At 69.3% G+C, this 20,997-nt stretch carries 22 protein-coding genes; 10 read left to right on the top strand and 12 right to left on the bottom strand.

The window, feature by feature from the left end:
• The first annotated feature begins 58 nt into the window (after positions 1–58).
• Complete coding sequence (locus T336_RS0123690; RefSeq protein ID WP_026434367.1) at positions 59–517, top strand: Lrp/AsnC family transcriptional regulator; 459 nt, start codon at positions 59–61, stop codon at positions 515–517.
• Positions 518–618: 101 nt separating this feature from the next.
• Here the strand turns inward: T336_RS0123690 and T336_RS0123685 are convergent, their stop codons facing one another.
• The 4 genes from T336_RS0123685 to T336_RS25660 all read right to left on the bottom strand — a co-directional run bounded on the left by T336_RS0123685 (position 619) and on the right by T336_RS25660 (position 3,358).
• Positions 619–1,194, bottom strand: a complete 576-nt coding sequence (locus tag T336_RS0123685; protein WP_026434366.1) for a YceI family protein — start codon at positions 1,192–1,194, stop codon at positions 619–621.
• A gap of 81 nt (positions 1,195–1,275) precedes the next feature.
• Entirely contained in the window at positions 1,276–1,854 is a 579-nt protein-coding gene (locus tag T336_RS0123680) for a YceI family protein (RefSeq protein WP_019702304.1), read from the bottom strand.
• A 46-nt stretch (positions 1,855–1,900) separates the two neighbouring features.
• Positions 1,901–2,458, bottom strand: coding sequence for a cytochrome b (locus T336_RS0123675; RefSeq protein WP_019702305.1), 558 nt, complete (start codon positions 2,456–2,458; stop codon positions 1,901–1,903).
• A 141-nt stretch (positions 2,459–2,599) separates the two neighbouring features.
• Positions 2,600–3,358 (bottom strand): IclR family transcriptional regulator, encoded by a 759-nt coding sequence (locus tag T336_RS25660; protein WP_035227150.1) that lies wholly within the window; start codon positions 3,356–3,358, stop codon positions 2,600–2,602.
• A 163-nt stretch (positions 3,359–3,521) separates the two neighbouring features.
• Here T336_RS25660 and T336_RS0123665 point away from each other — a divergent pair, with 163 nt between their 5' ends.
• Genes T336_RS0123665 through T336_RS0123655 form a run of 3 tightly spaced genes read left to right on the top strand, consistent with a single transcriptional unit; the run spans position 3,522 to position 6,516 of the window.
• On the top strand, positions 3,522–4,496 hold the full coding sequence (locus T336_RS0123665) for a Bug family tripartite tricarboxylate transporter substrate binding protein (RefSeq protein WP_026434365.1): 975 nt from the start codon (positions 3,522–3,524) through the stop codon (positions 4,494–4,496).
• A 2-nt stretch (positions 4,497–4,498) separates the two neighbouring features.
• Entirely contained in the window at positions 4,499–5,701 is a 1,203-nt protein-coding gene (locus T336_RS0123660; RefSeq protein ID WP_026434364.1) for a CaiB/BaiF CoA transferase family protein, read from the top strand.
• Positions 5,698–6,516 (top strand): citryl-CoA lyase, encoded by an 819-nt coding sequence (locus T336_RS0123655; RefSeq protein ID WP_026434363.1) that lies wholly within the window; start codon positions 5,698–5,700, stop codon positions 6,514–6,516. Before T336_RS0123660 ends, T336_RS0123655 begins: the two co-directional genes overlap by 4 nt.
• Positions 6,517–6,567: 51 nt before the next feature.
• On the opposite strand, the gene T336_RS0123650 is transcribed toward T336_RS0123655, so the two are convergent.
• Positions 6,568–6,891 carry a hypothetical protein gene (locus T336_RS0123650; protein WP_019702310.1) on the bottom strand — a complete coding sequence of 108 codons (324 nt, stop codon included), beginning with the start codon at positions 6,889–6,891 and terminating at the stop codon, positions 6,568–6,570.
• A 170-nt stretch (positions 6,892–7,061) separates the two neighbouring features.
• Here T336_RS0123650 and T336_RS0123645 point away from each other — a divergent pair, with 170 nt between their 5' ends.
• Both T336_RS0123645 and xopG read left to right on the top strand, forming a co-directional pair.
• A complete protein-coding gene (locus tag T336_RS0123645) occupies positions 7,062–7,562 on the top strand; it encodes a hypothetical protein (protein WP_019702311.1) in 501 nt (166 codons plus the stop codon).
• A gap of 170 nt (positions 7,563–7,732) precedes the next feature.
• Positions 7,733–8,374 (top strand): XopG/HopH/AvrPtoH family type III secretion system effector, encoded by a 642-nt coding sequence (gene xopG, locus T336_RS0123640; protein WP_019702312.1) that lies wholly within the window; start codon positions 7,733–7,735, stop codon positions 8,372–8,374.
• Between the two features lie 61 nt (positions 8,375–8,435).
• On the opposite strand, the gene T336_RS0123635 is transcribed toward xopG, so the two are convergent.
• The 5 genes from T336_RS0123635 to T336_RS0123615 are packed head-to-tail and all read right to left on the bottom strand — an operon-like array spanning position 8,436 to position 14,728.
• Positions 8,436–10,187: an acetyl/propionyl/methylcrotonyl-CoA carboxylase subunit alpha gene (locus T336_RS0123635; RefSeq protein ID WP_026434361.1), complete on the bottom strand. Its 1,752-nt coding sequence runs from the start codon at positions 10,185–10,187 to the stop codon at positions 8,436–8,438.
• Positions 10,188–10,192: 5 nt separating this feature from the next.
• Positions 10,193–11,812, bottom strand: coding sequence for a 5-oxoprolinase subunit PxpB (gene pxpB, locus T336_RS0123630; protein ID WP_026434360.1), 1,620 nt, complete (start codon positions 11,810–11,812; stop codon positions 10,193–10,195).
• An 11-nt stretch (positions 11,813–11,823) separates the two neighbouring features.
• Complete coding sequence (locus T336_RS0123625) at positions 11,824–12,633, bottom strand: putative hydro-lyase (protein WP_026434359.1); 810 nt, start codon at positions 12,631–12,633, stop codon at positions 11,824–11,826.
• Positions 12,634–12,658: 25 nt separating this feature from the next.
• Entirely contained in the window at positions 12,659–13,423 is a 765-nt protein-coding gene (locus tag T336_RS0123620; protein ID WP_026434358.1) for a LamB/YcsF family protein, read from the bottom strand.
• 57 nt (positions 13,424–13,480) lie between these two features.
• Positions 13,481–14,728, bottom strand: a complete 1,248-nt coding sequence (locus tag T336_RS0123615; RefSeq protein ID WP_019702316.1) for an MFS transporter — start codon at positions 14,726–14,728, stop codon at positions 13,481–13,483.
• 302 nt (positions 14,729–15,030) lie between these two features.
• On the opposite strand from T336_RS0123615, the gene T336_RS0123610 reads away from it, so the two are divergent.
• The 4 genes from T336_RS0123610 (at position 15,031) to T336_RS0123595 (ending at position 19,251) form a co-directional block, all read left to right on the top strand.
• Positions 15,031–15,711, top strand: coding sequence for a GntR family transcriptional regulator (locus tag T336_RS0123610; RefSeq protein ID WP_026434357.1), 681 nt, complete (start codon positions 15,031–15,033; stop codon positions 15,709–15,711).
• A gap of 137 nt (positions 15,712–15,848) precedes the next feature.
• A complete protein-coding gene (locus T336_RS0123605) occupies positions 15,849–16,544 on the top strand; it encodes a DUF3334 family protein (RefSeq protein ID WP_026434356.1) in 696 nt (231 codons plus the stop codon).
• A 43-nt stretch (positions 16,545–16,587) separates the two neighbouring features.
• Complete coding sequence (gene nikR, locus T336_RS0123600; RefSeq protein ID WP_026434355.1) at positions 16,588–17,079, top strand: nickel-responsive transcriptional regulator NikR; 492 nt, start codon at positions 16,588–16,590, stop codon at positions 17,077–17,079.
• A gap of 90 nt (positions 17,080–17,169) precedes the next feature.
• Positions 17,170–19,251, top strand: coding sequence for a TonB-dependent receptor (locus T336_RS0123595; RefSeq protein ID WP_026434354.1), 2,082 nt, complete (start codon positions 17,170–17,172; stop codon positions 19,249–19,251).
• A 42-nt stretch (positions 19,252–19,293) separates the two neighbouring features.
• Here T336_RS0123595 and T336_RS0123590 read toward each other — a convergent pair whose 3' ends face one another.
• Together T336_RS0123590 and lldD are read right to left on the bottom strand one after the other, a co-directional pair.
• Positions 19,294–19,779, bottom strand: coding sequence for a DUF4189 domain-containing protein (locus T336_RS0123590; RefSeq protein WP_026434353.1), 486 nt, complete (start codon positions 19,777–19,779; stop codon positions 19,294–19,296).
• A 73-nt stretch (positions 19,780–19,852) separates the two neighbouring features.
• Positions 19,853–20,989 carry an FMN-dependent L-lactate dehydrogenase LldD gene (gene lldD, locus T336_RS0123585; protein ID WP_026434352.1) on the bottom strand — a complete coding sequence of 379 codons (1,137 nt, stop codon included), beginning with the start codon at positions 20,987–20,989 and terminating at the stop codon, positions 19,853–19,855.
• Positions 20,990–20,997: the final 8 nt, after the last annotated feature.

Here is a 20,997-nt window from a genome sequence, read left to right as displayed (position 1 = left end):
TTCCCCGCCCACCGATGAACCATCGGCTGCGGGCACCCTGCCCCGGCCCCGACATTCCATGCGAATCGACAAGAAGGACTGGCTGATCCTGCAGGCCCTGCAGACCGATGCGCGGCAGAGCCTGGCCGCGCTGGGCAAGCGCATCGGCCTGTCGCAGCCCGCGATGAGCGAGCGCGTGCGCAAGCTGGAGGACGCCGGCATCATCGAAGGCTATGGCGCCCGGGTCCACCTGGGCCGCATCGGCGTGGGCCTCACGGTCATCATCCGCATCGAGACCACGCACCGCGGCATCGGGCCCTACCTGGAGTTGTTCGAGAGCATGCCCGAGGTGCTGGAGGCCGACCGGGTGACCGGGCAGGACTGCTTCATCGTGCGCTGCGCCATCGCGGAGCCGGCCGACCTGCAGCGCGTGGTGGATGCGCTGGCGGCGCATGGCTCGGTCACCACCTCGCTCGTGCTCTCCAGCCCGGTGCGCAAGCACGACACGGTGCAGGCAGTGCGGCCACCCGAGCGGTGAGGTGAGCCCGCCCGGCCATAAGGAAAAAGCCGCCGTCCGCACGGGGGCGGAGGGCGGCTGCTGCGCCGGCCTGCAGGCCGGCGCATGACGTCGCAGCGCAATTACTGCTTGACGGCCTCGACCTGGGCCACGATGCGCACGTTCTTGGGGAAGCCGTACTGCACGCCGTAGTCCAGGCCGAACAGGGTGCGGTCGATGGTGGTCTCGAAGTCGCCGCCGCACACTTCGCGCTTGAGCATCGGGCTCTGGTAGCAGGCGAACTGGTTGGCCTTGAAGGTCGCGGGATGGGTCTGGCCCTTGAGCGTCAGGTTGCCGGCCACGGACACCAGCTTGTCGCCGTCGAAGGTGAACTTGTCGCCCACGAAGCGCGCGGTGGGGTACTTGGCCGCGTCGAAGATGTCGGGGCTCTGCAGGTGCTTGTCGAAGGGCGGCGTGCCGGTGTTGATGGAGTTGATCTGGAAGGTGATGTCCACCTTGCCGGTCTTGGCGGCCTTGTCCAGCTCGATCGTGCCTTCCTTCTTGTCGAAGCGGCCGCGGTTCACGCTGGCGCCGAAGTGGCTGATCTCGAACGTGGCGAAGGTGTGCGTCGGCTCCACGGCATACGTGGCGGTCTCTGCCCGGGCGGCGCCGGCAGCGAGTGCGGCCACGGCGGCCAGGGCGAACAGGGATTTGCGCATGTCGTTATCTCCGGTTGAAAGAAAAGAAAGGAAAGGAAGAACGGAAAGGAAAAGGGGAAGCGCGGGATCGGCCCGGGGGCCTCAGAGCTTGCCCACGCCCGTGAGCGCCAGCTTGAACTTCACCTGCACGTCGTCGGCGACCATGGAGGTGTCGGCCCACTCGTTCTCGCCGATCTTGAAGGCCAGGCGCTTGATCGGGAAGCTGCCCGTGGCGATGGTGGTGGCGCCGTTCTGCGTGAGCGTGACGGGCGCGACCACGTCCTGCGTGGCGCCCTTGATGCTGAGCTTGCCGGCCACCTCGAACTTGCCCGGGCCGGTGGACTTGATCGCCGTGGACTGGAAGGTCGCCTGCGGGAACTTGGGCACGTTGAACCACGTGGCCTTGGGCAGTTCGGCGTCGGACTCCTTCACGCCCAGGGTGGCGCTGCCGGTGTCCACCGTGATCGTGACCTTGCTGGTGGCGAGCTTGGCCGGGTCGAAGGCGACCTGCGCGTCGAACTTCTTGAAGCGGCCCTCGACGGGCACGCCCATCTGCTTGCTCACGAAGGTGATCTCGCTCTGCTCGGGCACCAGCTTCTGCTGCGCGAAGGCAGGGGCTGCGGCCAGCAGCGCGGAGGATGCCAGCGCGAGGCCGGCGAAGAGGGAGGTGGAAAATTTCATGGATCGCTCCGTGGGTTCGGTATTTCGGTGATTGGGTTGCAGGCGGTCAGGCACGGCCGGGCAGCATGCGGCCGATGAGGCCGTCTCGGTCGATGACCTGGTGCTTCAGCGCGGCGGCCACGTGCAGCACGACGAGCACGGCCAGGGCGTAGGCGGTGATCTGGTGCCAGGGCTTGATGGCCTCGGCCAGTTCGGGGCTGACCGGCACGAAGCTCGGCAGCGGCACGATGCCGAGGAACACGATGGGAAAGCCCGCCGCCGAGCTGTAGGCCCAGCCGATGAGGGGCACGGCGAAGAACAGCAGGTACATCAGGTGGTGGGTGCCGTGGTGCGCGGCGCGCTGCCATGCGGGCATCGCGGATTGCACGGCAGCGGGCAGCGCCGGCGGGCGGTGCGTCAGGCGCCAGAGCAGGCGCAGGGCCGACAGCGCCAGGATGGCCACGCCGGCCCACTTGTGCCAGTTGTAGAACTTCAGGCGCTGCGGCGAGAACGGCAGCCCCGTCATGTACAGCCCCAGCAGGAACACGGCGACGATGGCCAGGCCAAGCACCCAGTGCAGCAGGATGGCGGTGGCGGTGTAGCGGGCCGGGCGGGACGGGGTCATGGAGGAAGGGGCGATGGTCTTTCGGGCGGCCGCGCATCGCGGCCGGGCTGGGTGCGCCGCCAGTCTAGGGCCGATGCCTCCGTAAATCTTCAATCAAATTGATGCTTTGATTCAATTTTTGTGAAGCCATGAGGGCTTGACTCAGCGGGGCAATGGCCCCTCGGCCAGCAGCTCCTGGCGGCTCGCGGTATACAGCGCGGGATTGCCGCCGAACTCCGCGGTGGCCCGCCGGGCCCGGTCCATGAGCGCGAGCAGGGCCGCCCGGATCGCGGCAGGCTCCCCGAGGCGGGAAAGCGGCCCGGACACCGTCAGGGCGCCGCGGAGTTCTCCCAGCGCCCCGAATACCGGCACGGAGGCCGCCGCCGTCTCCCGGTCGCGCTCGCCGAACGAGGTCGCCCAGAGCCGGGCGCGCACCGCTTTGTGGGCCGGGTCGCCTTCCGAGAAGGCCAGCAGCACCTTCCCCGAGGCGCCGAGCTGCACGTCGAACGCCTCCCCCACCCGGATGGACACGCGCACCGCGCGCGACGGCTCGACGCGGCTGAGCACCAGGCGCCGGTCCCCGGCGCGCACGTAGAACGACGCGGTTTCCCCCAGTTCGGCACTGAGTTCGCGCAGCAGCGGCTCCACGATGGAGTCGATGCGCAGGCTGCGCTGGTAGATGGCGGCCAGCCGCACCGGCGCCGGCCCGATGCCGTACAGCCCGTCGTCCCACTTGCGGATGAAGCCGCCGCTTTCCAGGGCGCCCAGCAGCCGCAGCACGGTGCTCTTGTAGAGCCCCGTGCGCCGGGACAGCTCCGTCAGCGTCAGCCGCTCGTCCTCCGGGGCGAATGCCCCAAGGAGGGCGAAAGCGCGGTCCAGGACGGCGACCCCGCTGGAGGTCTCGGAGGATTCTTGTGTCATCAGCGTCAGCAAGGTCACGACTATGTTCTGCTGAGTAGAACACAGCGGCCGCGAGGGTCTGGCCATTCCAGGGTTATCCCGCATGGCCGCCGTTGGCGCGCGCCACTAAAGTTCTTTTACACAGAACATAGTTCTATTCAACAGAACAACCCAAGGAGACACCATGTCCTTTCTGCCTCGCCTGCTGGGCGGCTGCGCCCTCCTCTTCGCGTCCGCCGCAGCCCTGGCCCAGCCCTCGGACTATCCGGCCCAGTCCATCAAGGTCATCGTTCCCTTCCCGCCGGGCGGAGGCACGGACATCGTCACCCGCATGGTGCTGGACAGGATCCGCGCATCCACCGGCTGGACGCTGGTGGTGGACAACAGGCCGGGCGCCGGCGGCAACATCGGGATGGATGCGGTCGCCAAGGCCGCGCCCGACGGCTACACCCTCGGCATGGGCCAGACGGCCAACCTGGCCATCAACCCCAGCCTGTACGCGAAGATGCCGTACGACGCGTCGAGGGCCTTCGCTCCCGTCGCCACCGTGGCGGGGCAGCCCGTCGTGCTGGTCGTCAACGCCGAATCGCGCTTCAAGACCCTGGCCGACCTGGTGGCCGCCGCGAAGGCCAAACCCGACTCCCTGTCGATGGCCTCCGCAGGCAACGGCACCGTGGGCCACCTCACCGGCGAACTCTTCATCCGCCAGGCGGGCATCCGGACCAGCCACATCCCCTACAAGGGCGCAGGCCCCGCGGCGACCGACCTGCTGGGCGGCCAGGTCGATTACTACTTCGCGACGCCCCAGACCGTGATCCCGTTCATCAAGGCGGGCAAGCTGCGCGCGCTGGCCGTCAGTTCCGCGAAGCGCCTGCCGGTACTCCCCGACGTGCCCACGGTTGCCGAGTCCGGCTACAAGGGCTTCGACACCAGCGACTGGAAGATGCTGGTGGCCCCGGCCGGCACGCCGCCCGCCGTGCTCGCCCGGTGGCAGCAGGAAGTGGCCAGGGCGCTCGCGCGGCCGGACACCATCGCCACGCTGCAGGCCGAGGGCAGCACGCCGATGGCGACCACGCCCCAGGAGGCCGCAGCCCTCATCCGCAGCGAGCAGCAGCGCTGGGGCGAGGTCATCCGCAATGGCAACGTGAAGCTCGACTGACCATGGCCCTCCCTCCCCTGCACGGGGTCCGCGTGCTGGACCTCACCAATGTGCTCGCGGGCCCCTTCGCCTGCCACCAGCTCGCCCACATGGGCGCCGACGTCATCAAGGTCGAAGCCCGGCAGGGAGGCGACCTGGCGCGCCAGCTGGGCGCCGACCAGGAACTGAACGAGGCCGACATGGGCGTGTCCTTCCTCGCCCAGAACCCCGGCAAGCGCTCCATCACGCTCAACCTCAAGCACCCCAAGGGCAAGGAGGCGCTGCGCCGGCTGGTCCGCACGGCGCAGGTGCTCGTGGAGAACTACCGGCCCGGCGTGATGCAGCGCCTGGGCCTGGGCTACGAGGAGCTCCTGAAGGAGAACCCGCGGCTGATCTACTGCGCCATCTCCGGTTTCGGGCAGGACGGCCCGCTGCGCGACCTGCCCGCCTATGACCAGATCATCCAGGGCATGTCCGGGATGATGAGCATCACGGGTGCCCCGGAGACCGCCCCCTATCGCGTGGGCTACCCCGTCGCGGACACGATCGGGGGCATCACCGCCGCATTCGCCGTGGCCTCCGCCCTCGCGGACCGCCACCGCACGGGCGGCGTCTTCATCGATGTCTCGATGCTCGAGGCCGCCGTGGCGACGATGGGCTGGGCGGTGTCCAACCACCTGATCGCGGGGCGCGAGCCCCGGCCCCTGGGCAACGACAACGTCACCGCCAGCCCGTCCGGCACCTTCCGGACCGGGGACGGCCTGCTCAACATCGCGGCCAACAAGCAGGAGCAGTTCGAGGCGGTGTGCACGGTGCTCGGCCATCCGGAATGGACGGCGGACCCGCGGTTCGCCGACCGCCACGGGCGGCTGCGGCATCGCGCCGAACTCACGGCCCTGGTGGAGGCGGCGCTGTCCGCCGGCACCGCGGACGACTGGTGGAAGCGCCTCAACGAGGCGGGCGTTCCCGCCGGGCCGGTGTACACGGTGCCCCAGGTGCTGGAGCATCCGCAGATCGCCGGCCGCGGCATGGTGGGCACCTTCAGGGACGTTCCCGGCGTCGGCCGCGACATCCGGGTCGTGCGCACGGGGTTCAAGTGGAACGGCGAGGCACCGTCCGTCGGCACCCCGCCGCCCCGGCTGGGCGAGCACACGGCGGACCTCCTGGCCGAACTCGGCTACTCGCCGTCGGACATCCAGGAACTGGTACAGGAGCAGGCGATATGAACACCCACGATCCCCGCGTGAGCGACTGGTGGAAGACATCCATCATCGACATGAGCCCCGGCGTCATTCGCTACCGCGGATATGCCATCGAGGACCTGATCGGCCGCATCGGCTTTGCGCAGATGATCTGGCTGATGACGCGCGGCGAGCTGCCCGGCGAAGCGGAAGGCCGGCTGCTCGACGCCGCCCTGATGTCCGCGGTGGACCATGGCCCGCAGGCGCCCAGCATCGGCATCGCCCGCATGGCCGCGACCTGCGGCGTGGGGCTGAACAACGCCATGGCCTCGGCGGTCAACGTGCTGGGCGACGTCCACGGCGGGGCCGGCGAACAGGCCGTGGCCATGTACCTCGACATCGCGGCCCGGCAGGACGCGGGCGCCGCGCCCGGCGACGCGGTGCGCGGCGGGCTGGACGCGACCATCGAGCGGCACGGCAAGTTCGTCTCGGGTTTCGGCCATCGCTTCCACCCCGTCGATCCCCGCGCGCCGCGGCTGCTGGAGCTCGTCGACGAGGCCGCGCGCGAGGGCACCGTGAGCGGGCGGTTCGCCGCCATCGGGCGCGCCGTGGAAGAGGAACTGGCATCCCGCAGGAACGGCCGGCGCATCCCCATGAACATCGACGGCGCCACCGCCGTCATCTACGCGGAACTGGGCTTTCCCCCGCCGCTGGCGCGCGGCCTGTTCTGCCTGTCGCGCTCCGTCGGCATCCTGGCGCATGCCTGGGAGCAGACCGGCCAGGGAGGCCGCAACAAGGGACCGGTCCCGCGGGAATACCTGTGGACGTACGACGGCCCCGCGCCGCGGGAAGTGCCCTGAGCGCCGCGCCGGACGGTGCCGTCACCGGCACCGGCCGCCCTACAGGCCGACCTACAGGCCGGCACACGCGATTGGCGGCACGTCGGATGCGGCGACCGTGCGGGTGCCGGGATCGACGGACATCCTGACGCGCTCGATGCACGTGTACAGCACGGCGCCATGCCTTTCCCGGCTGCAGTCCGCGCCCTGCCCGGCATCCACCACCTTGCAGGAGAAACCCATGCCCGACAGGCTGGCCATGGCCGCCTCCAGGCGCGTGCCTGCCGGCACCGCGGCCGCCACGCTCTCGCCCAGCCGGGCACGGTCGGGCGTATAGCAACCGGCCAGGACGAGGCACAGGGGGACGGCGAGCAGGCCGTGCGTGAGTCTTTTCATGGGCGCTACTGTCGCAGCATCGCCAATGAAATTGATGCACTGATTCAATTTCTTGCATCCACCGGGCCGCGCAGCCGGCTCGGCAGTGGCTAGGATCGGCCGGCGGCCCGCCAGGCCTGGCGCGGCCTCCGACCCCATCCACCGGAAAGCGAGGTAGTCCCTTGAAGAAAATGCTTGTGTCCCTGCTGGCCTGCTCCATGGCCTCCATCGTCTCGGCCGAGGGCGGAGGGGGCAGCGCGAACGCGCGGGGCCCGTCGGTCGAAGTCCACTTCGGCAAGCCCACGTTCACGCAGAAGCTCTTCTACGAGAAGATGTACGAGAAGAAGCCCTTCGAGGACGCCACCCTCTACTACTACGACAACGGGGTGTACAAGATCATCTCGCCCGGCGAGGAGCACTATGGCGTGTACGTGGTGCGCGGCAAGCTCACCGACGACGAATACGCGGTGAACTTCATCTCCCTGCCCTCGACGGACTGGGGCGGCAAGACCGCCATGCACGCATTGAAGTTCAACCGCAAGACCGGCAAGTTCACGCAGCAGGCCACGTGGGAGGACGATCCGCACATCGCGCCGCAGTACGGGCGCTTCAGCCAGGAGGTGAACACCATCGCCGATCCGCGGCCCGTGAAGTGGGAAACGAGCGCGGCACCCGGACTTCCCAGGCGCTGACTCAAGGGGGCATCCCGCCTGCCGGGACGTGGCGGCACCTCGCTTCGCCCACATCGCAGGCACTTCGCTCACCCGCCCCGCGATCCCGGGGACCATGGAGAGAATTCTGGAAAACGGCATACCGCGACAACTCGCGGTGCCAAAACTCCAACAGTTCAAAGAGAAACACCATGGATCGTTACCCCAGCATTCGCGTCGGCGCCAGCACGTCGTCGAACTTCAAAAGGGACGTCAAGGACGCTCTCGAGAAAATCGACAGCCGCCCCAGCGGCAGCCGACTGCTCCAACAGATCGAGGGCTTGGCCACCCGGGAAAAAACCGTCACCATCGTCGAAGCCGGAACAGGCCAGGCGCCGGTGGCGACGCCCCGGCTCACGCCTTCGCAATGGCAAAAACTCGGATCATCTCCTGATCAAAGCCAATTCGAGGCCGCGCTCCTGAAGAACGCCGGTGGAAGCAACTGGCGCAAAACGCGGGGAACCGCGTCGGAAATTCCCTGGAACAAGTACACGGCCGAACCGGACGTCGATTCCCGGGGGGTCCCGATCGAGGGAGCCAATCCCGCCAACGCGTTCATCACCCTGGCACATGAACTGGTGCATGCAAAGCACCATCTCGCGGGAACCATGATGCACGGCGGGGGGCCCGTCACCCGGGATCCCTCCTCCGCCCGCACCGACTCCGGCAAGGAGGAGCTGCGCGCCGTGGGCCTCGGCGAATATGCCAGCACGCGCGAGCCCAGCGAGAACTCCATCCGTGCCGAACATGGCCTGCCACAGCGAACGACCTATGCCCGCGCGGGCACCTGGTGAAGCCATAGCAGCGCCCCCGCGATGAAGTGGGCGGCCTGCGGCGAGCACGGCTCCCACGGCATCAGCCGTCCTGCGCCACCCGTGCCAGTGGTGCCCCGGCCGCGTGGTAGCTCCCCACCGCGGCCAGGCCGGTGATGCGACCCGCACGCGGCGCCGTGACCTGCATCTCCATCTTCATCGCCTCCATCACGGCGACCAAGTCGCCTTCGGCCACGGTGTCGCCCTCGGCCACCTTCCAGGCCTGCACCGTGCCGGCGACGGGCGCGGGCACCGTGCCCTCCTCCGCCGCGCTCCCGGTGCCAGCGGACTGCGCCGGGACGCCGGCAGGCTGCGCGCCCGCGCTGGCCTGCAGGCCCTGCAGCAGCAGCGCCGGCAGGCCCAGGGCCACGCGGCGGCCGTCGATCTCGATGGCAGTGCGCACGAGCGCGGTATCGGCCGGCGGCTCGGCGCGCGCCGCGGCGGCCAGGGGCTCTGCGAAATCGGTCTCGATCCAGCGGGTGTGCACGCGCAGGGCCTCGCTGTTCGTGAAGTCCGGGTGCTCCATCACCGCGCGGTGGAAAGGCAGCACCGAGGCCACGCCGCCGATGCGGAACTCGCGCAGCGCGCGGCGCGCCCGGGCGATGGCCTGCTCGCGCGTCGCACCCGATACGATGAGCTTGGCCATGAGCGAATCGAAAGTGCCCGGCACGATGGAGCCGGCCTGCACGCCGGTGTCCAGCCGCACGCCCGGGCCCGAGGGCGGATCGAACGCGGTCACGCCGCCCGGCGTGGGCAGGAAGCCGCGGCCCACGTCCTCCGCGTTGATGCGGAATTCGATCGAATGGCCCAGCGGTTCGGGCGTCTGCGTGATGCGCAGCGGCAAGCCCTCGGCGATGCGGAACTGCTCCACCACGAGGTCGATGCCGGTCGTCTGCTCGGTGACGGGGTGCTCCACCTGCAGGCGCGTGTTCACTTCGAGGAACGAGATCGCCCCCGTGCCCGAAAGCAGGAACTCCACCGTGCCCGCGCTGGTGTAGCCGGCGGCGGCGCAGATGTCGCGCGCGGCGGTGTGGATGCGCTCGCGCTGCTCGGGTGTGAGGAAGGGCGCGGGCGCCTCCTCCACCAGCTTCTGGTTGCGGCGCTGCAGGGAACAGTCGCGCGTGCCCAGCACCACCACGTTGCCGTGCGTGTCGGCCAGGACCTGGGCCTCGATGTGGCGCGGGCGGTCCAGGAACTGCTCCACGAAGCACTCGCCGCGGCCGAAGGCGGCCGTGGCCTCGCGCACGGCGGAGGCATAGAGGTCTTCCACCTCGTCCATGCGCCATGCGATCTTCATGCCGCGCCCGCCACCGCCGAACGCCGCCTTGATGATGATCGGCAACCCATGCTGCCCGGCGAAGGCGAGCACCTCGGAGACGTCCTTCACCGGGCCGGCCGTGCCCTGCACGAGCGGTGCGCCCACCTGCAGCGCCAGCCTGCGCGCCTCGACCTTGTCGCCCAGGCGCTCGATGGCCTCGGGCGGCGGGCCGATCCAGGTGAGGCCCGCGCCGATCACGGCCCGCGCGAAGCCCGCGTTCTCCGACAAAAACCCGTAGCCCGGGTGCACGGCGTCGGCGCCGCTCTTGCGGGCAGCATCCAGCAGCTTCTCGATGTGCAGGTAGGTGTCGGCCGGGCGGTCGCCGCCCAGGCCCCAGGCCTCGTCGGCCATGCGCACGTGCAGGGCGTCGATGTCGGCATCGGCATAGACGGCGACGGAGGTGAGACCGTGGTCGGCGCAGGCTCGGGCAATGCGGACCGCGATCTCGCCGCGGTTGGCGATCAGGACTTTTTTCATGGCATTCAGGAACGGATGACGGGTTCGAAAGCGCGGATGGGACGGAAGCGCACCCAGGCGTTCACGGGGATCTGGCCTGCCAGGTCCAGGTGGTGCGGCGCCACGGCGCCGATGACGGGATAGCCGCCGGTGAGGGGATGGTCGGCCAGGAACAGCACGGGCTGGCCGCTTGGTGGCACCTGGATGGCGCCGGCCACGGCACCCTCGCTGGGCAGTTCACCCTGCACTGCGCGCGCCAGCGGCGTAACGCCTGCCAGGCGCAGGCCCACGCGGTTGGATTGCGGCGTGACCTGCCAGCGCTGGGAGGCCAGCAGCGCCAGGGCCTCGGGCGTGAACCAGTCGGTACGCGGCCCGGGTACGCAATCGAGCACCACCTCGCAGCCCGCCCGGGGCAGGCCGTCCGGAGGCAACTCCGCCTCTCCGACGGCCGGCAGCCCCTGCGGCGTGCGCACGGCCAGCACATCGCCCACCGCCACGGCCGGAGGGCCCACGCGGGCCAGGGTGTCGGTGGCGCAGCTGCCCAGCACCGGCGCTACGCCGAAGCCGCCGCGCACCGCCACGTAGCAGCGCGTGCCGGCGTGCGGTTCGCCAATCGAGAGTTCGTCGCCGTCCGCCAGCGCCACCGGCGCGTAGCGCGGCAGCGGCCAGCGCCGTCCGTCCGTGGCAGTGCACCACAGGGGCGCATCCGCGCCGGCCACGGCCACGACGGTCTCGCCCTGGCTGCGCAGGCACAGGCCGCCCTGCACGGTCTCCAGGCAGGCGACATCGGAAGCATTGCCCACCAGCCGGTTGGCGGCGCGGCAGGCGGCCCGGTCCATGGCGCCGGAGGCCGAGACACCCTGCCCCGCATGGCCGTGGCGGCCCAGGTCCTGGAAGAGGGTCTGCAGGCCCGCGGAGAGCACGCGCAGTGCGGGCCCTTGCGCTGCGGCGCCCGGCGTGGCGGATGCGGATCCGGGCGCGGAGGGCGCCGCAGGCTCCGCCGCCCCCAGGGCCTCCCGCGCAGCCGCCGGCAGCGTGGCGATGTCCACGAAGCGCACGCGCGCGCCGGGCTGCAGCAGTGCGGGCGGATCGCGGTCGATGTCCCACATCGCCACGGGCGTGGTGCCGATGATCTGCCATCCGCCCGGGCTGGCCTGCGGATACACGCCGCTGAAGGTGCCGGCCAGGCCCACGGCGCCGGCCGGGATGCGCGTGCGCGGCGTGGTGCGCCGCGGCACATCCAGGGACGGATCCCCGCCGGCCAGGTAGCCGAAGCCGGGCGCGAAGCCCGTGAAGGCCACGGTGTATTCGCTGCCGGTATGGCGGCGCACCACCTCGTCGGGGGTGATACCCAGCCTCTGCGCCACCTCGGCCAGGTCCTCGCCGTCATAGCGCACGGGAATCTCCACCAAGGTCTCGCTGCGCTGCGCTGCACCGCGCACGTCGCGCCGGGCGATCGCTTCGACCAGGGCGGCGAAGCCCTGTGCCGCGGGCCGGTAGCGGACCAGCACGGTGCGCGCGGCCGGCACCAGTTCTTCGATGCCGGCGATGGGGTCGCGCAGCAGCGAGGCATGCAGCGCCAGGGTCTGCTGCAGGTCGTCCAGCTCGACCAGCAGGGCATCCAGGTTGACGGGAAGAAAGCGCAATCGAAACTCCGTCAGACGTGGTAGGTGCTGTCGGGCACGTCCGTGATGAACATGTGGCCCGGCGCATGGGTGACGGCGAAAGGCACGCCCGACGCCATCACGGCCGCCTGGGGCGTGACGCCGCAGGCCCAGAACACGGGCACCTCGCCGGGGCGGATCTCCACCGGGTCGCCGAAATCGGGCCGCGCCAGGTCGGCAATGCCCAGCGCCGCCGGATCGCCCACATGCACCGGCGCGCCGTGCACCGACGGAAACCGGCCCGAGATGGAGACCGCATCGGCCACCCGGTCGGCCGGAACGGGCCGCATCGACACCACCAGCTCGCCGCGCAGGCGGCCGGCCGGCCGGCACTGGCGCTGCGTGCGGTACATGGGCACGTTGCAGCCCTGGGCGATGTGGCGCACCTCAATGCCGGCCTCCTGCAGCGGCGTCTCGAAGGTGAAACTGCAGCCGATCAGGAAGGTGACGAGGTCGGGGTGCTGCGCCCAGAGCGCGCTGGCGTCGGCCACTTCCTCGGCCAGTTGTCCATCACGCCAGACGCGGTAGAGGGGAATATCGGTGCGCAGGTCGGCGCCTTCGGCGAGCACGGTGGCATGGCTGCCGGCCTCGATCACGTCCAGAACCGGGCAGGGCTTGGGATTGCGCTGTGCGTAGAGCAGGAAGTCCCAGGCCCACTCGCGCGGCAGGGCGATCATGTTGGCCTGGGTCATGCCCGGGGCGCGGCCGGCGGTGGGCTCCACCAGGCCGTTGCGGTAGCGGGTGCGCGCTTCGCGCGCGGCCTGGATGGCTGCGGCGCGGGCGGCCTCGAGTGACGAATTCATCGGTGGCTCCGTTCGGTAATGCCGGTCATGCCGTTCCGGCGAAGGCGCGCAGGGCGATGCCTTCGCGCTCCAGCGCCTCGCGCACGGCGCGGGCCATGGCCACGGCGCCGGGGCTGTCGCCGTGCACGCAGAGGGAATCGGCGCGCACTCGGGTGGTGCTGCCGTCGATGGCCTGCACCGTGCCTTCGCGCACCAGCTGCAGCATGCGCCGCGCGACCTCGCCGGCATCGTGCAGCACGGCGCCGGGTTCGCGCCGCGACACCAGCGTGCCCTGCGGTGTATAGGCGCGGTCGGCAAAGGCCTCGGCCACCACGCGCAGGCCGGCGTCCGCCGCCCAGCGCTCCAGCGGGGAGCCCGCCAGCACCACCAGCGCCAGCGAGGCGTCGATGGCGCGGATGGCGGCGATCACGTCGCGGGCCTGGCGCTCGTCGTGCGCGATGGTGTTGTAGAGCGCACCGTGCGGCTTCACGTAGGTCACGCGCGTGCCGGCGGCCGTGGCCAGTCCCTGCAGCGCGCCGATCTGGTAGATGACGTCGGCGACGAGATCGGCGCTCGCCACGTCCATGTTGCGGCGGCCGAAGCCGGCCAGGTCGCGGTAGGCGACGTGGGCGCCCACCGCCACGCCGCGCTCCTTCGCGCCGCGCAGCGTGGCCAGGATGCCCGCCGCATCGCCGGCGTGGAAGCCGCAGGCCACGTTGGCGCTGGTGACGATGCCGAGCATGGCGGTGTCGTCGCCCATGTGCCAGGCGCCCAGGCTTTCGCCCAGGTCGCTGTTCAGGTCGATTTGCATACGAAAGAAAAAGGAAGTCGAGGAATGGATCCAGCAGGAAACCGGGGACAGCGCCGCTCAGGCCACCGCGTCGGTGCTCGCGGAGAGTTCGCGCCCCTGTGTTTCCGGCAGCAGCAGGCAGGCGATGACGACGATCAGGTAGGCGCCCGCGGCCATGTAGCCGATGGACACGCCCAGCGGCATGCTGGCGCTCATGTGGCCGATCATCGCCGGGAACACCGAACCCACGGCGCGGCCGAAGTTGTAGCAAAAGCCCTGGCCGGAGCCCCGGATGTGGCTGGGGAACAGCTCCGACAGGTAGGCGCCCATGCCCGAGAAGATGCCCGAGAGGAAAAAGCCCAGCGGAAAGCCCAGCACCATCATGGCCGCATCGGTGATCGGCAGCTGCGTGTAGCAGGTGACCAGCACGCCCGCGCAGACGGCGAACAGGATGAAGCAGCGGCGGCGGCCCAGGCGGTCCGACAGCCACGCGCTGGTGAGGTAGCCGGCGAACGAGCCGAAGATCAGCACCATCAGGTAGCCGCTGGTGCCCAGCACCGACAGGTGGCGCTCCATCTTCAGGTAGGTGGGCAGCCAGGTGGTGACGGCGTAGTAGGCGCCCTGCATGCCGGTGGCCAGCAGGCTGGCGAACACGGTGGTGCGCAGCACGCCGGGGCTGAAGATCAGCCAGAAGCTGGCGCTCTGCCCCGTGCGGGCCAGTTCCGCCTTGGTTTCGCGGTACACGGCGGGCTCGCTGATGTTGCGGCGGATGTAGAGGATGAACAGGGCCGGCAGCGCGCCCAGCCAGAACAGCACGCGCCAGGCGTATTGCTGGTCCAGCAGCGCATAGACCGCCCAGAAGGCCACGGCCGACAGGCCCCAGCCCACCGCCCAGCTGCTCTGCACGAGGCCCACGGCCTTGCCGCGGTGGCGGGCGCGGATCATCTCGGCGATCAGCACCGAGCCCACCGACCATTCGCCGCCGAAGCCCAGGCCCTGCAGCATGCGGGTGATGAAGAGTTGTTCGGCCGACTGGGTGAAGCCGCTCAGGAAGGTGAAGAAGCTGAACCACAGCACCGTCAGCTGCAGGATGCGCACGCGGCCGTAGCGGTCGGCCAGGATGCCCGCCAGCCAGCCGCCGATGGCCGAGCTGATGAGCGCGCCGGTGGCGATGTAGCCCGCCTCGGCCTTGGTCATGCCCCAGACCAGGATGAAGGTCGGGATCATGAACGTATAGATCATGTAGTCGAACGCATCGACGCCATAGCCGACGAAGGCGGCGAAGAGCGTCTTGCGCTCTTCCTTGCTGGTTTCCTTGAGCCACATGGTGCGTGTTCCGTTTCTGCGAAGGGAAGAAGACCCCTGGCACGGAGCAATTACCGCGCCAACGTCTCATCAAAGATCCATTCATTGATGAATCATCTGGATAAATTGTTGAACAATTTGATTTTGATCGTTGATGGGGATTACCCGCATGCGGTTGGTGCGGCCATGGCACGAACATGGTGCCCGGGGCGCAGCGCCCGCGCCCGCCGGAGGCACGCCGCCCGATACACTGGTGCTCCGGACGCCCGCCCTCGCCCGCCCCGCCGCGACGCCCCGCACCCCCTTTTGCCTGCCCGCCGCCGATGAGTGAATCCCCCGCACAGAACCTGACGGACCGCGTCAGCGACCAGATCCGCCGCCGCATCGTGGCGGGCGAGCTGGCCCCGGGCCAGCGCCTGTCCGAGGCCGTGCTGGCCGAGAGCCTGGAGATCTCGCGCAACACCCTGCGCGAGGTGTTCCGCCTGCTCACGAAGGAGGGCCTGCTCCGTCACGAACCCAACCGCGGCGTGTCGGTGGCGGTGCCCAGCATCGCGTCCATCATCGACATCTACCGCGTGCGCCGGCTCATCGAATGCCAGGCGCTGGCCCAGGCCTACCCGCGCCACCCCGCCAAGAAGCACCTGCGCGAGGCGGTGGACACCGCCCTGCGCTGCCGCGACGCGGGCGACTGGCAGGGCGCGGGCACGGCGAACATGGAGTTCCACATGGCCGTGGTGGAACTGGCCGACAGCGAGCGCCTGAACGTGATGTTCTCCCACCTGCTGGCCGAGCTGCGCCTGGCCTTCGGGCTGCTCAAGGACGCGGAATTCCTGCACGCGCCCTACGTGGAAATGAACGTGAAGATCGTCGAGCTGTTCGAGGCCGGCCGGCTGCAGGAAGCCTCGGCCGCCCTGCACGACTACCTGGTGCATTCGGAGCGCATCGTGCTGGCCGTGTACGCGCGGCGGATCTCCGAACCGGGGCTGGAACGCGGCTCCCGCTGATCCGCGCGCCGGCGGCCCGCACCACGGGACGGCCCGGGGTCCGCGCGGGCCGATGCCGCGCTACACTGCATGCGGCCGGGCCTCCGCCCTGCTCCCAGCCTTCTTACGCCCCCGCCACGACCGCAGCACGCATCTCCATGAGCACGCCCGACAAGATCGCCCCCACCTACGGCACCGAAGACCTGCTGATCAGCCTGTGCAATTCCGTCACGCGGGTGCTGAGCGTGGCCACGCAGACGCAGCTGCACTACTCCGGCATGGTGCAGCGCATCACCAAGACCTGCCTGCGCCCCGACATCGGCTGCTTCGTGCTGTTCGACGGCGGCTTCTCCGGACTGGTCATCATCAACCTCAGCAAGGAGGCGGCGATGGAGATCTACCAGACCTACCTGCTGAGCATGGGCATGTCGCAGGACGACCTCGCGAGTTCCTACACCTCCGACGAGGTGGCCAACGTGATGGGCGAACTCATGAACCAGGTGGTGGGCGACTTCACCGGCAAGGTGCGCCGCGAGCTGCAGACGCACATCACGCAGAACCAGCCCAAGATGCTGGCGCTGAACAAGCAGGTGATGCTGAGCGTGGACGCCAACCTCGACCAGCCCGAGGCGCGCCGCGTGACCTTCTACACGGCCAAGAACCACATCTTCTACCTCGAGCTGGCCATCGACCGCACCGAGTTCATCAAGCTCTACGACTTCGAGCCGCAGGAGGCACCGGACCCGGACGCGCTGCTGGCCCAGGCCGGCAAGGGCGACTCGCCCGCCTCCCCGCCGCCGGCCGCCGGCAGCGACAGCGACACCGACGACCTGCTCAAGTCGCTGGGCATGTGATCCTTGCCCGCGAAGGCGGTCCGTCCCGCCACCCGCCTTTGCCATGCAACGCTTCACCATTTCGCTCGACGACGAGCTGGCTCTCCAGTTCGATGCGTTGATTGCCCGGAAGGGCTATGGCAACCGTTCCGAGGCTGTCCGCGACCTGATCCGCTCCAGGCTGGGCTGCGACTCCCTTGGCGAGGCGGCATCCGGCACGCGCCAGCATGGCAGGAACGGCGGCTGGTGCGTTGCCAGCGTCAGCTACATCTACGACCACCACGAGCAGACAGTCACAAGCCGCGTGCTGGATCTGCAGCATGACCACCACGATCTGGTCATCACCAGCCTGCACACCCATCTCGACCACGACAACTGCCTGGAGACCGTGGTGCTCCGCGGGCCGACGGCGGCCGTGAGGGAATGCGCCGAACGGCTGGTGGCCTTGCGTGGCGTACGCCATGGCAACGTGCACCTCGTGCCGCTGGAGCCCCACGGCGATAGCCACTCGCACGGCAGCACGGGCGCCCATACGCACCTCAAGCCGCGCAACTGAAACGCAACGCTGCGCCGAACGGCGTATGGCATGCAGGCCGGAATGTATGAAGAATCAAGAATTCCTCACACAATCACGACCGGAGCCTGCATGCCGCCCCACCTCTTCCGCCGCCTGCTCTGTTGCGCGCTGCTCGGCAGCGCAGCCGTCCGGGCACAAACCTCGCATCTGCCCGAGATCCAGGTCACCGGCCCCAAGGACGCATCCATCGGCACGGCAGACAGCGCCAGTGAAGGTGCCGTGGAGCGTGGGTCATACCAATCGCGCCCCAAGCTGCGGCCCGGCGACATCGTCGAGGCAGTGCCCGGCGTGGTGGCCACGCAGCACTCGGGTGACGGCAAGGCCAACCAGTATTTCCTGCGCGGCTTCAACCTCGACCACGGCACCGACTTCGCGGTGACGGTGGATGGCATGCCCGTCAACATGCCGACGCACGGCCACGGGCAGGGCTATGCAGACCTGAATTTCCTGATTCCCGAGCTGGTATCGGGTGTGCGCTACCGCAAAGGGCCTTACTTCGCGCAAAGCGGCGACTTCTCGCTCGCTGGCAGTGCGTCCCTTGACTACTTCGGCGCGCTCGAAGCGCCCTTCGTGGAGGCCAGCGCCGGCTCGCACGGCTTCAGGCGGCTGCTGGCGGCGGGATCCCGCACCGTGGCCGACCAGACCTGGCTCGGAGCCATCGAGGTCGAAGGCAACGACGGCCCCTGGGACGTGCCCGAGCACCTCAGGAAGGTGAATGCCGTCCTGCGCTACGCGCAGGGTTCGCCGACGCACGGCTTCGGCATCACCGCCATGGCCTACAAGAGCCATTGGACCTCGACAGACCAGGTGCCGGAGCGGGCCATCGACAGCGGGCAGATCGGCCGCTTCGGCAGCATGAATCCCACCGACGGAGGAAAGACACAGCGCATCAGCCTGTCGGGCAAATGGTTCGACAAGGGGCCGGATGGCGACACCGAGATCAGCGCCTATGCCATCGATTACCGCTTCGACCTGTTCTCGGACTTCACCTACTTCCTGAACCATCCCGTCAACGGGGACCAGTTCGAGCAGACCGACCGGCGCAGGGTGTACGGCGTGCAGGCATCGCACGCCGTGGGCAACCGGATCGGCGGCCTCGACGGCGTGTTCAGCTTCGGCGCGCAGTGGCGCGGCGACCGCATCGGCGAAGTCGGGCTGTACGACACGGAGGTCCGCCAACGGCTCGGCACGGTGCGCGATGACAAGGTCTCGCAGGACCTGTTCTCCCTGTACGGACAGCAGCTGGTCCACTTCAACGACCGGTGGCGCGGGTACATGGGCCTGCGCGGCGATGCACTGCGCTACGAGGTGACCGGCCACGAGCCGGTGGTCGGTCCGCTCAACGGCGGAAAGGGCCATGGCGCCGTCGCGAGCACCAAACTCGGCCTGGCCTTCACGCCCGAACCTGCCCACGATATCTACATCAACGCCGGCGTCGGCTTCCACAGCAACGACGTGCGCGGCGCCACCATCACCACCGACCCGAAGACCGGAGACCCTGCGGATCGTGTCCCGGCATTGGTGAAAGGCCGCGGCGCCGAGATCGGGTGGCGCTTCCAGCCAGACGAGGACCTGACAACGACGCTGGCGCTATGGAGGCTCAACCTGGATTCGGAACTGGTCTACGCGGGTGATGCTGGCACCACGGAGCCGGGCCGGGCCAGTACACGGCGCGGCGTCGAGGCCACGCTGCGGTGGAAGTTCAGTCCTGCATGGCGCATCGAACTCGACGGAGCCCTGTCGCGCGCCCGCTTCCGTGGCCTGGCGCCCGCCGGTGAAGGCAACTACGTGGACAACGCCGTGGAGCGCGTGTTCGCAGCGGGGCTGACCTACATCGACGGGTCCTGGACCGCGTCGTTGCGGCTGCGTTATCTCGGCCCGCGCGCGCTGGATACGCTGGGCAGCGTGCGTTCACGCTCCACGACGCTGCTGAATGTCAGCGCGCGCTACGCCGTGAACAGGCACGTGACCCTGGGCCTGGACGTGTTCAACCTGGCAGGAAACCAGGGCAACGACATCGAGTACTACTACGCGTCGTGCACTGCGGGCGAGGTCGCGGGAGGAAGCTGCCACGGTGGCGTGAACGACCGCCACATCCACCCGATGGAGACGCGCAGCGTTCGGCTCAGTGCGCGCTATACGTTCAGGTGATGGCGAAGCATCCGCTCAAATCGCAGGACATGTGGGGCCGGCCTAATACTTGACGAAGATCGGCCTGGAGCATTCGACGAACAGCACCGAGCACTTCGATCCCGCTTTCTTCTCGCAGGAATCCAGGGCCCGCTGGCTGGCCACGCTTTCGTCCTTGCCGGTATCGATGCTGCCGGCCTTGCCGCCGTTCGCTCCGGCGACGGCCGCGCACTGGTTGAAATAGGCCATGTCCACCACGCAGTCGCGCACGCCGGTGGCACGGCACTTCCCCAGCGCATCCTGGCGCGCGGCCTCTTCGGTCGTCTTGCCCGAAGAGGTCCAGGCGCCGCGGCCCGCGTTGGAACTCACCATGGCACCCCAGGTCTTCACCCACTCCCCGGTAGGCCGCGGCGGCGCAGCCGCCTCGTCATCGGGAAGGCATTGCGCTCCACCGGCCTGGACACCCGAGGGGCAGCGGGTCTGGGCCGCCGCACCGATCGCCCCCAGCGCAGCAGCAAGCCATACCGCCAGAAAAACAGCAGCCTTCATCACGTACCTCCTGAATGGGATGTATATACCAGGGACGTGGAAGGAACCGCAACCCGACGAGCGCGGGGTGCGCTCAGGCCTTCACCAGCAGGTCACCCGTGATGTCGGAGACCTTCGCCACGCTGGTGAGCGTCATCGCCACGCGCATTTCCTTCTCGATCAGCTCCAGCACGTGCTTCACGCCGGCCTCGCCTGCCGCGGCCAGCGCGTAGATGAAGGCGCGGCCGATCATCGCGGCGTCGGCGCCGAGCGCGATGGTGCGCACCACGTCCAGGCCGTTGCGGATGCCCGAGTCGGCCAGGATCTTGATCTGGCCCTTCACCGCATCGGCGATGGGCGGCAGCGCGCGCGCCGAGGAGAGCACGCCGTCGAGCTGGCGGCCGCCGTGGTTGGAGACGATGATGCCGTCCGCGCCGAAGCGCACGGCGTCCTTCGCGTCCTCCGGGTCCAGAATGCCCTTGATGATCATGGGCCCCTTCCAGAACGCGCGGATCCATTCCAGGTCCTTCCACGAGATGGAGGGATCGAAATTGGCGCCCAGGTAGCCCATGTAGTCGGCCAGGCCCGTGGGCTTGCCGAGGTAGGCGGAGATGTTGCCCAGGTCGTGCGGGCGGCCCAGCGCGCCCACGTCCCACGCCCAGCGCGGGTGCATGGCGGCCTGCCAGTAGCGGCGCAGCGCGGCGTTGGGGCCGCTCATGCCGGAATGCGCGTCGCGGTAGCGCGCGCCGGGCACGGGCATGTCCACGGTGAACACCAGCGCCGTGCAGCCCGCCGCCTGGGCGCGCTCCAGGGCGTTCTTCATGAAGCCGCGGTCCTTGAGCACGTAGAGCTGGAACCACATCGGACGGCCGAGCTTCGGCGCCACCTCCTCGATCGGGCAGACCGAGACGCTCGACATCGTGAACGGAATGCCGTGCCGGTCGGCCGCGCGCGCGGCCTGCACCTCGCCGCGCCGCGCGTACATGCCCGTCAGGCCCACGGGCGAGAGCGCGACGGGGATGGAGAGCTTCTCGCCGAACAGCTCGATGCTGGTGTCGAGGCGGCTCATGTCCTTGAGCACGCGCTGGCGCAGCGCGACCGCGGCCAGGTCATCGACGTTGCGGCGCAGGGTCTGCTCGGCATAGGCGCCGCCGTCGATGTAGTGGAACAGGAAGGGAGGCAGGCGCTTGCGCGCGGCTTCGCGGTAGTCGGCGGTGGAAGAGATGATCATGGTTGTCG

The sequence above is a fragment of the Paracidovorax oryzae ATCC 19882 genome (assembly GCF_000687165.1).
In the GTDB taxonomy this organism is placed as follows: domain Bacteria; phylum Pseudomonadota; class Gammaproteobacteria; order Burkholderiales; family Burkholderiaceae_C; genus Paracidovorax; species Paracidovorax oryzae.
This window is presented reverse-complemented; position numbering and strand designations above follow the sequence as displayed.

Coding starts and splice junctions, on each gene's coding strand:
- T336_RS0123690 (WP_026434367.1), top strand. CDS start 59: ATGCGAATCGACAAGAAGGACTGGCTGATCCTGCAGGCCCTGCAGACC.
- T336_RS0123685 (WP_026434366.1), bottom strand. CDS start 1,194: ATGCGCAAATCCCTGTTCGCCCTGGCCGCCGTGGCCGCACTCGCTGCC.
- T336_RS0123680 (WP_019702304.1), bottom strand. CDS start 1,854: ATGAAATTTTCCACCTCCCTCTTCGCCGGCCTCGCGCTGGCATCCTCC.
- T336_RS0123675 (WP_019702305.1), bottom strand. CDS start 2,458: ATGACCCCGTCCCGCCCGGCCCGCTACACCGCCACCGCCATCCTGCTG.
- T336_RS25660 (WP_035227150.1), bottom strand. CDS start 3,358: ATGACACAAGAATCCTCCGAGACCTCCAGCGGGGTCGCCGTCCTGGAC.
- T336_RS0123665 (WP_026434365.1), top strand. CDS start 3,522: ATGTCCTTTCTGCCTCGCCTGCTGGGCGGCTGCGCCCTCCTCTTCGCG.
- T336_RS0123660 (WP_026434364.1), top strand. CDS start 4,499: ATGGCCCTCCCTCCCCTGCACGGGGTCCGCGTGCTGGACCTCACCAAT.
- T336_RS0123655 (WP_026434363.1), top strand. CDS start 5,698: ATGAACACCCACGATCCCCGCGTGAGCGACTGGTGGAAGACATCCATC.
- T336_RS0123650 (WP_019702310.1), bottom strand. CDS start 6,891: ATGAAAAGACTCACGCACGGCCTGCTCGCCGTCCCCCTGTGCCTCGTC.
- T336_RS0123645 (WP_019702311.1), top strand. CDS start 7,062: ATGCTTGTGTCCCTGCTGGCCTGCTCCATGGCCTCCATCGTCTCGGCC.
- xopG (WP_019702312.1), top strand. CDS start 7,733: ATGGATCGTTACCCCAGCATTCGCGTCGGCGCCAGCACGTCGTCGAAC.
- T336_RS0123635 (WP_026434361.1), bottom strand. CDS start 10,187: ATGAAAAAAGTCCTGATCGCCAACCGCGGCGAGATCGCGGTCCGCATT.
- T336_RS0123625 (WP_026434359.1), bottom strand. CDS start 12,633: ATGAATTCGTCACTCGAGGCCGCCCGCGCCGCAGCCATCCAGGCCGCG.
- T336_RS0123620 (WP_026434358.1), bottom strand. CDS start 13,423: ATGCAAATCGACCTGAACAGCGACCTGGGCGAAAGCCTGGGCGCCTGG.
- T336_RS0123615 (WP_019702316.1), bottom strand. CDS start 14,728: ATGTGGCTCAAGGAAACCAGCAAGGAAGAGCGCAAGACGCTCTTCGCC.
- T336_RS0123610 (WP_026434357.1), top strand. CDS start 15,031: ATGAGTGAATCCCCCGCACAGAACCTGACGGACCGCGTCAGCGACCAG.
- T336_RS0123605 (WP_026434356.1), top strand. CDS start 15,849: ATGAGCACGCCCGACAAGATCGCCCCCACCTACGGCACCGAAGACCTG.
- nikR (WP_026434355.1), top strand. CDS start 16,588: ATGCAACGCTTCACCATTTCGCTCGACGACGAGCTGGCTCTCCAGTTC.
- T336_RS0123595 (WP_026434354.1), top strand. CDS start 17,170: ATGCCGCCCCACCTCTTCCGCCGCCTGCTCTGTTGCGCGCTGCTCGGC.
- T336_RS0123590 (WP_026434353.1), bottom strand. CDS start 19,779: ATGAAGGCTGCTGTTTTTCTGGCGGTATGGCTTGCTGCTGCGCTGGGG.
- lldD (WP_026434352.1), bottom strand. CDS start 20,989: ATGATCATCTCTTCCACCGCCGACTACCGCGAAGCCGCGCGCAAGCGC.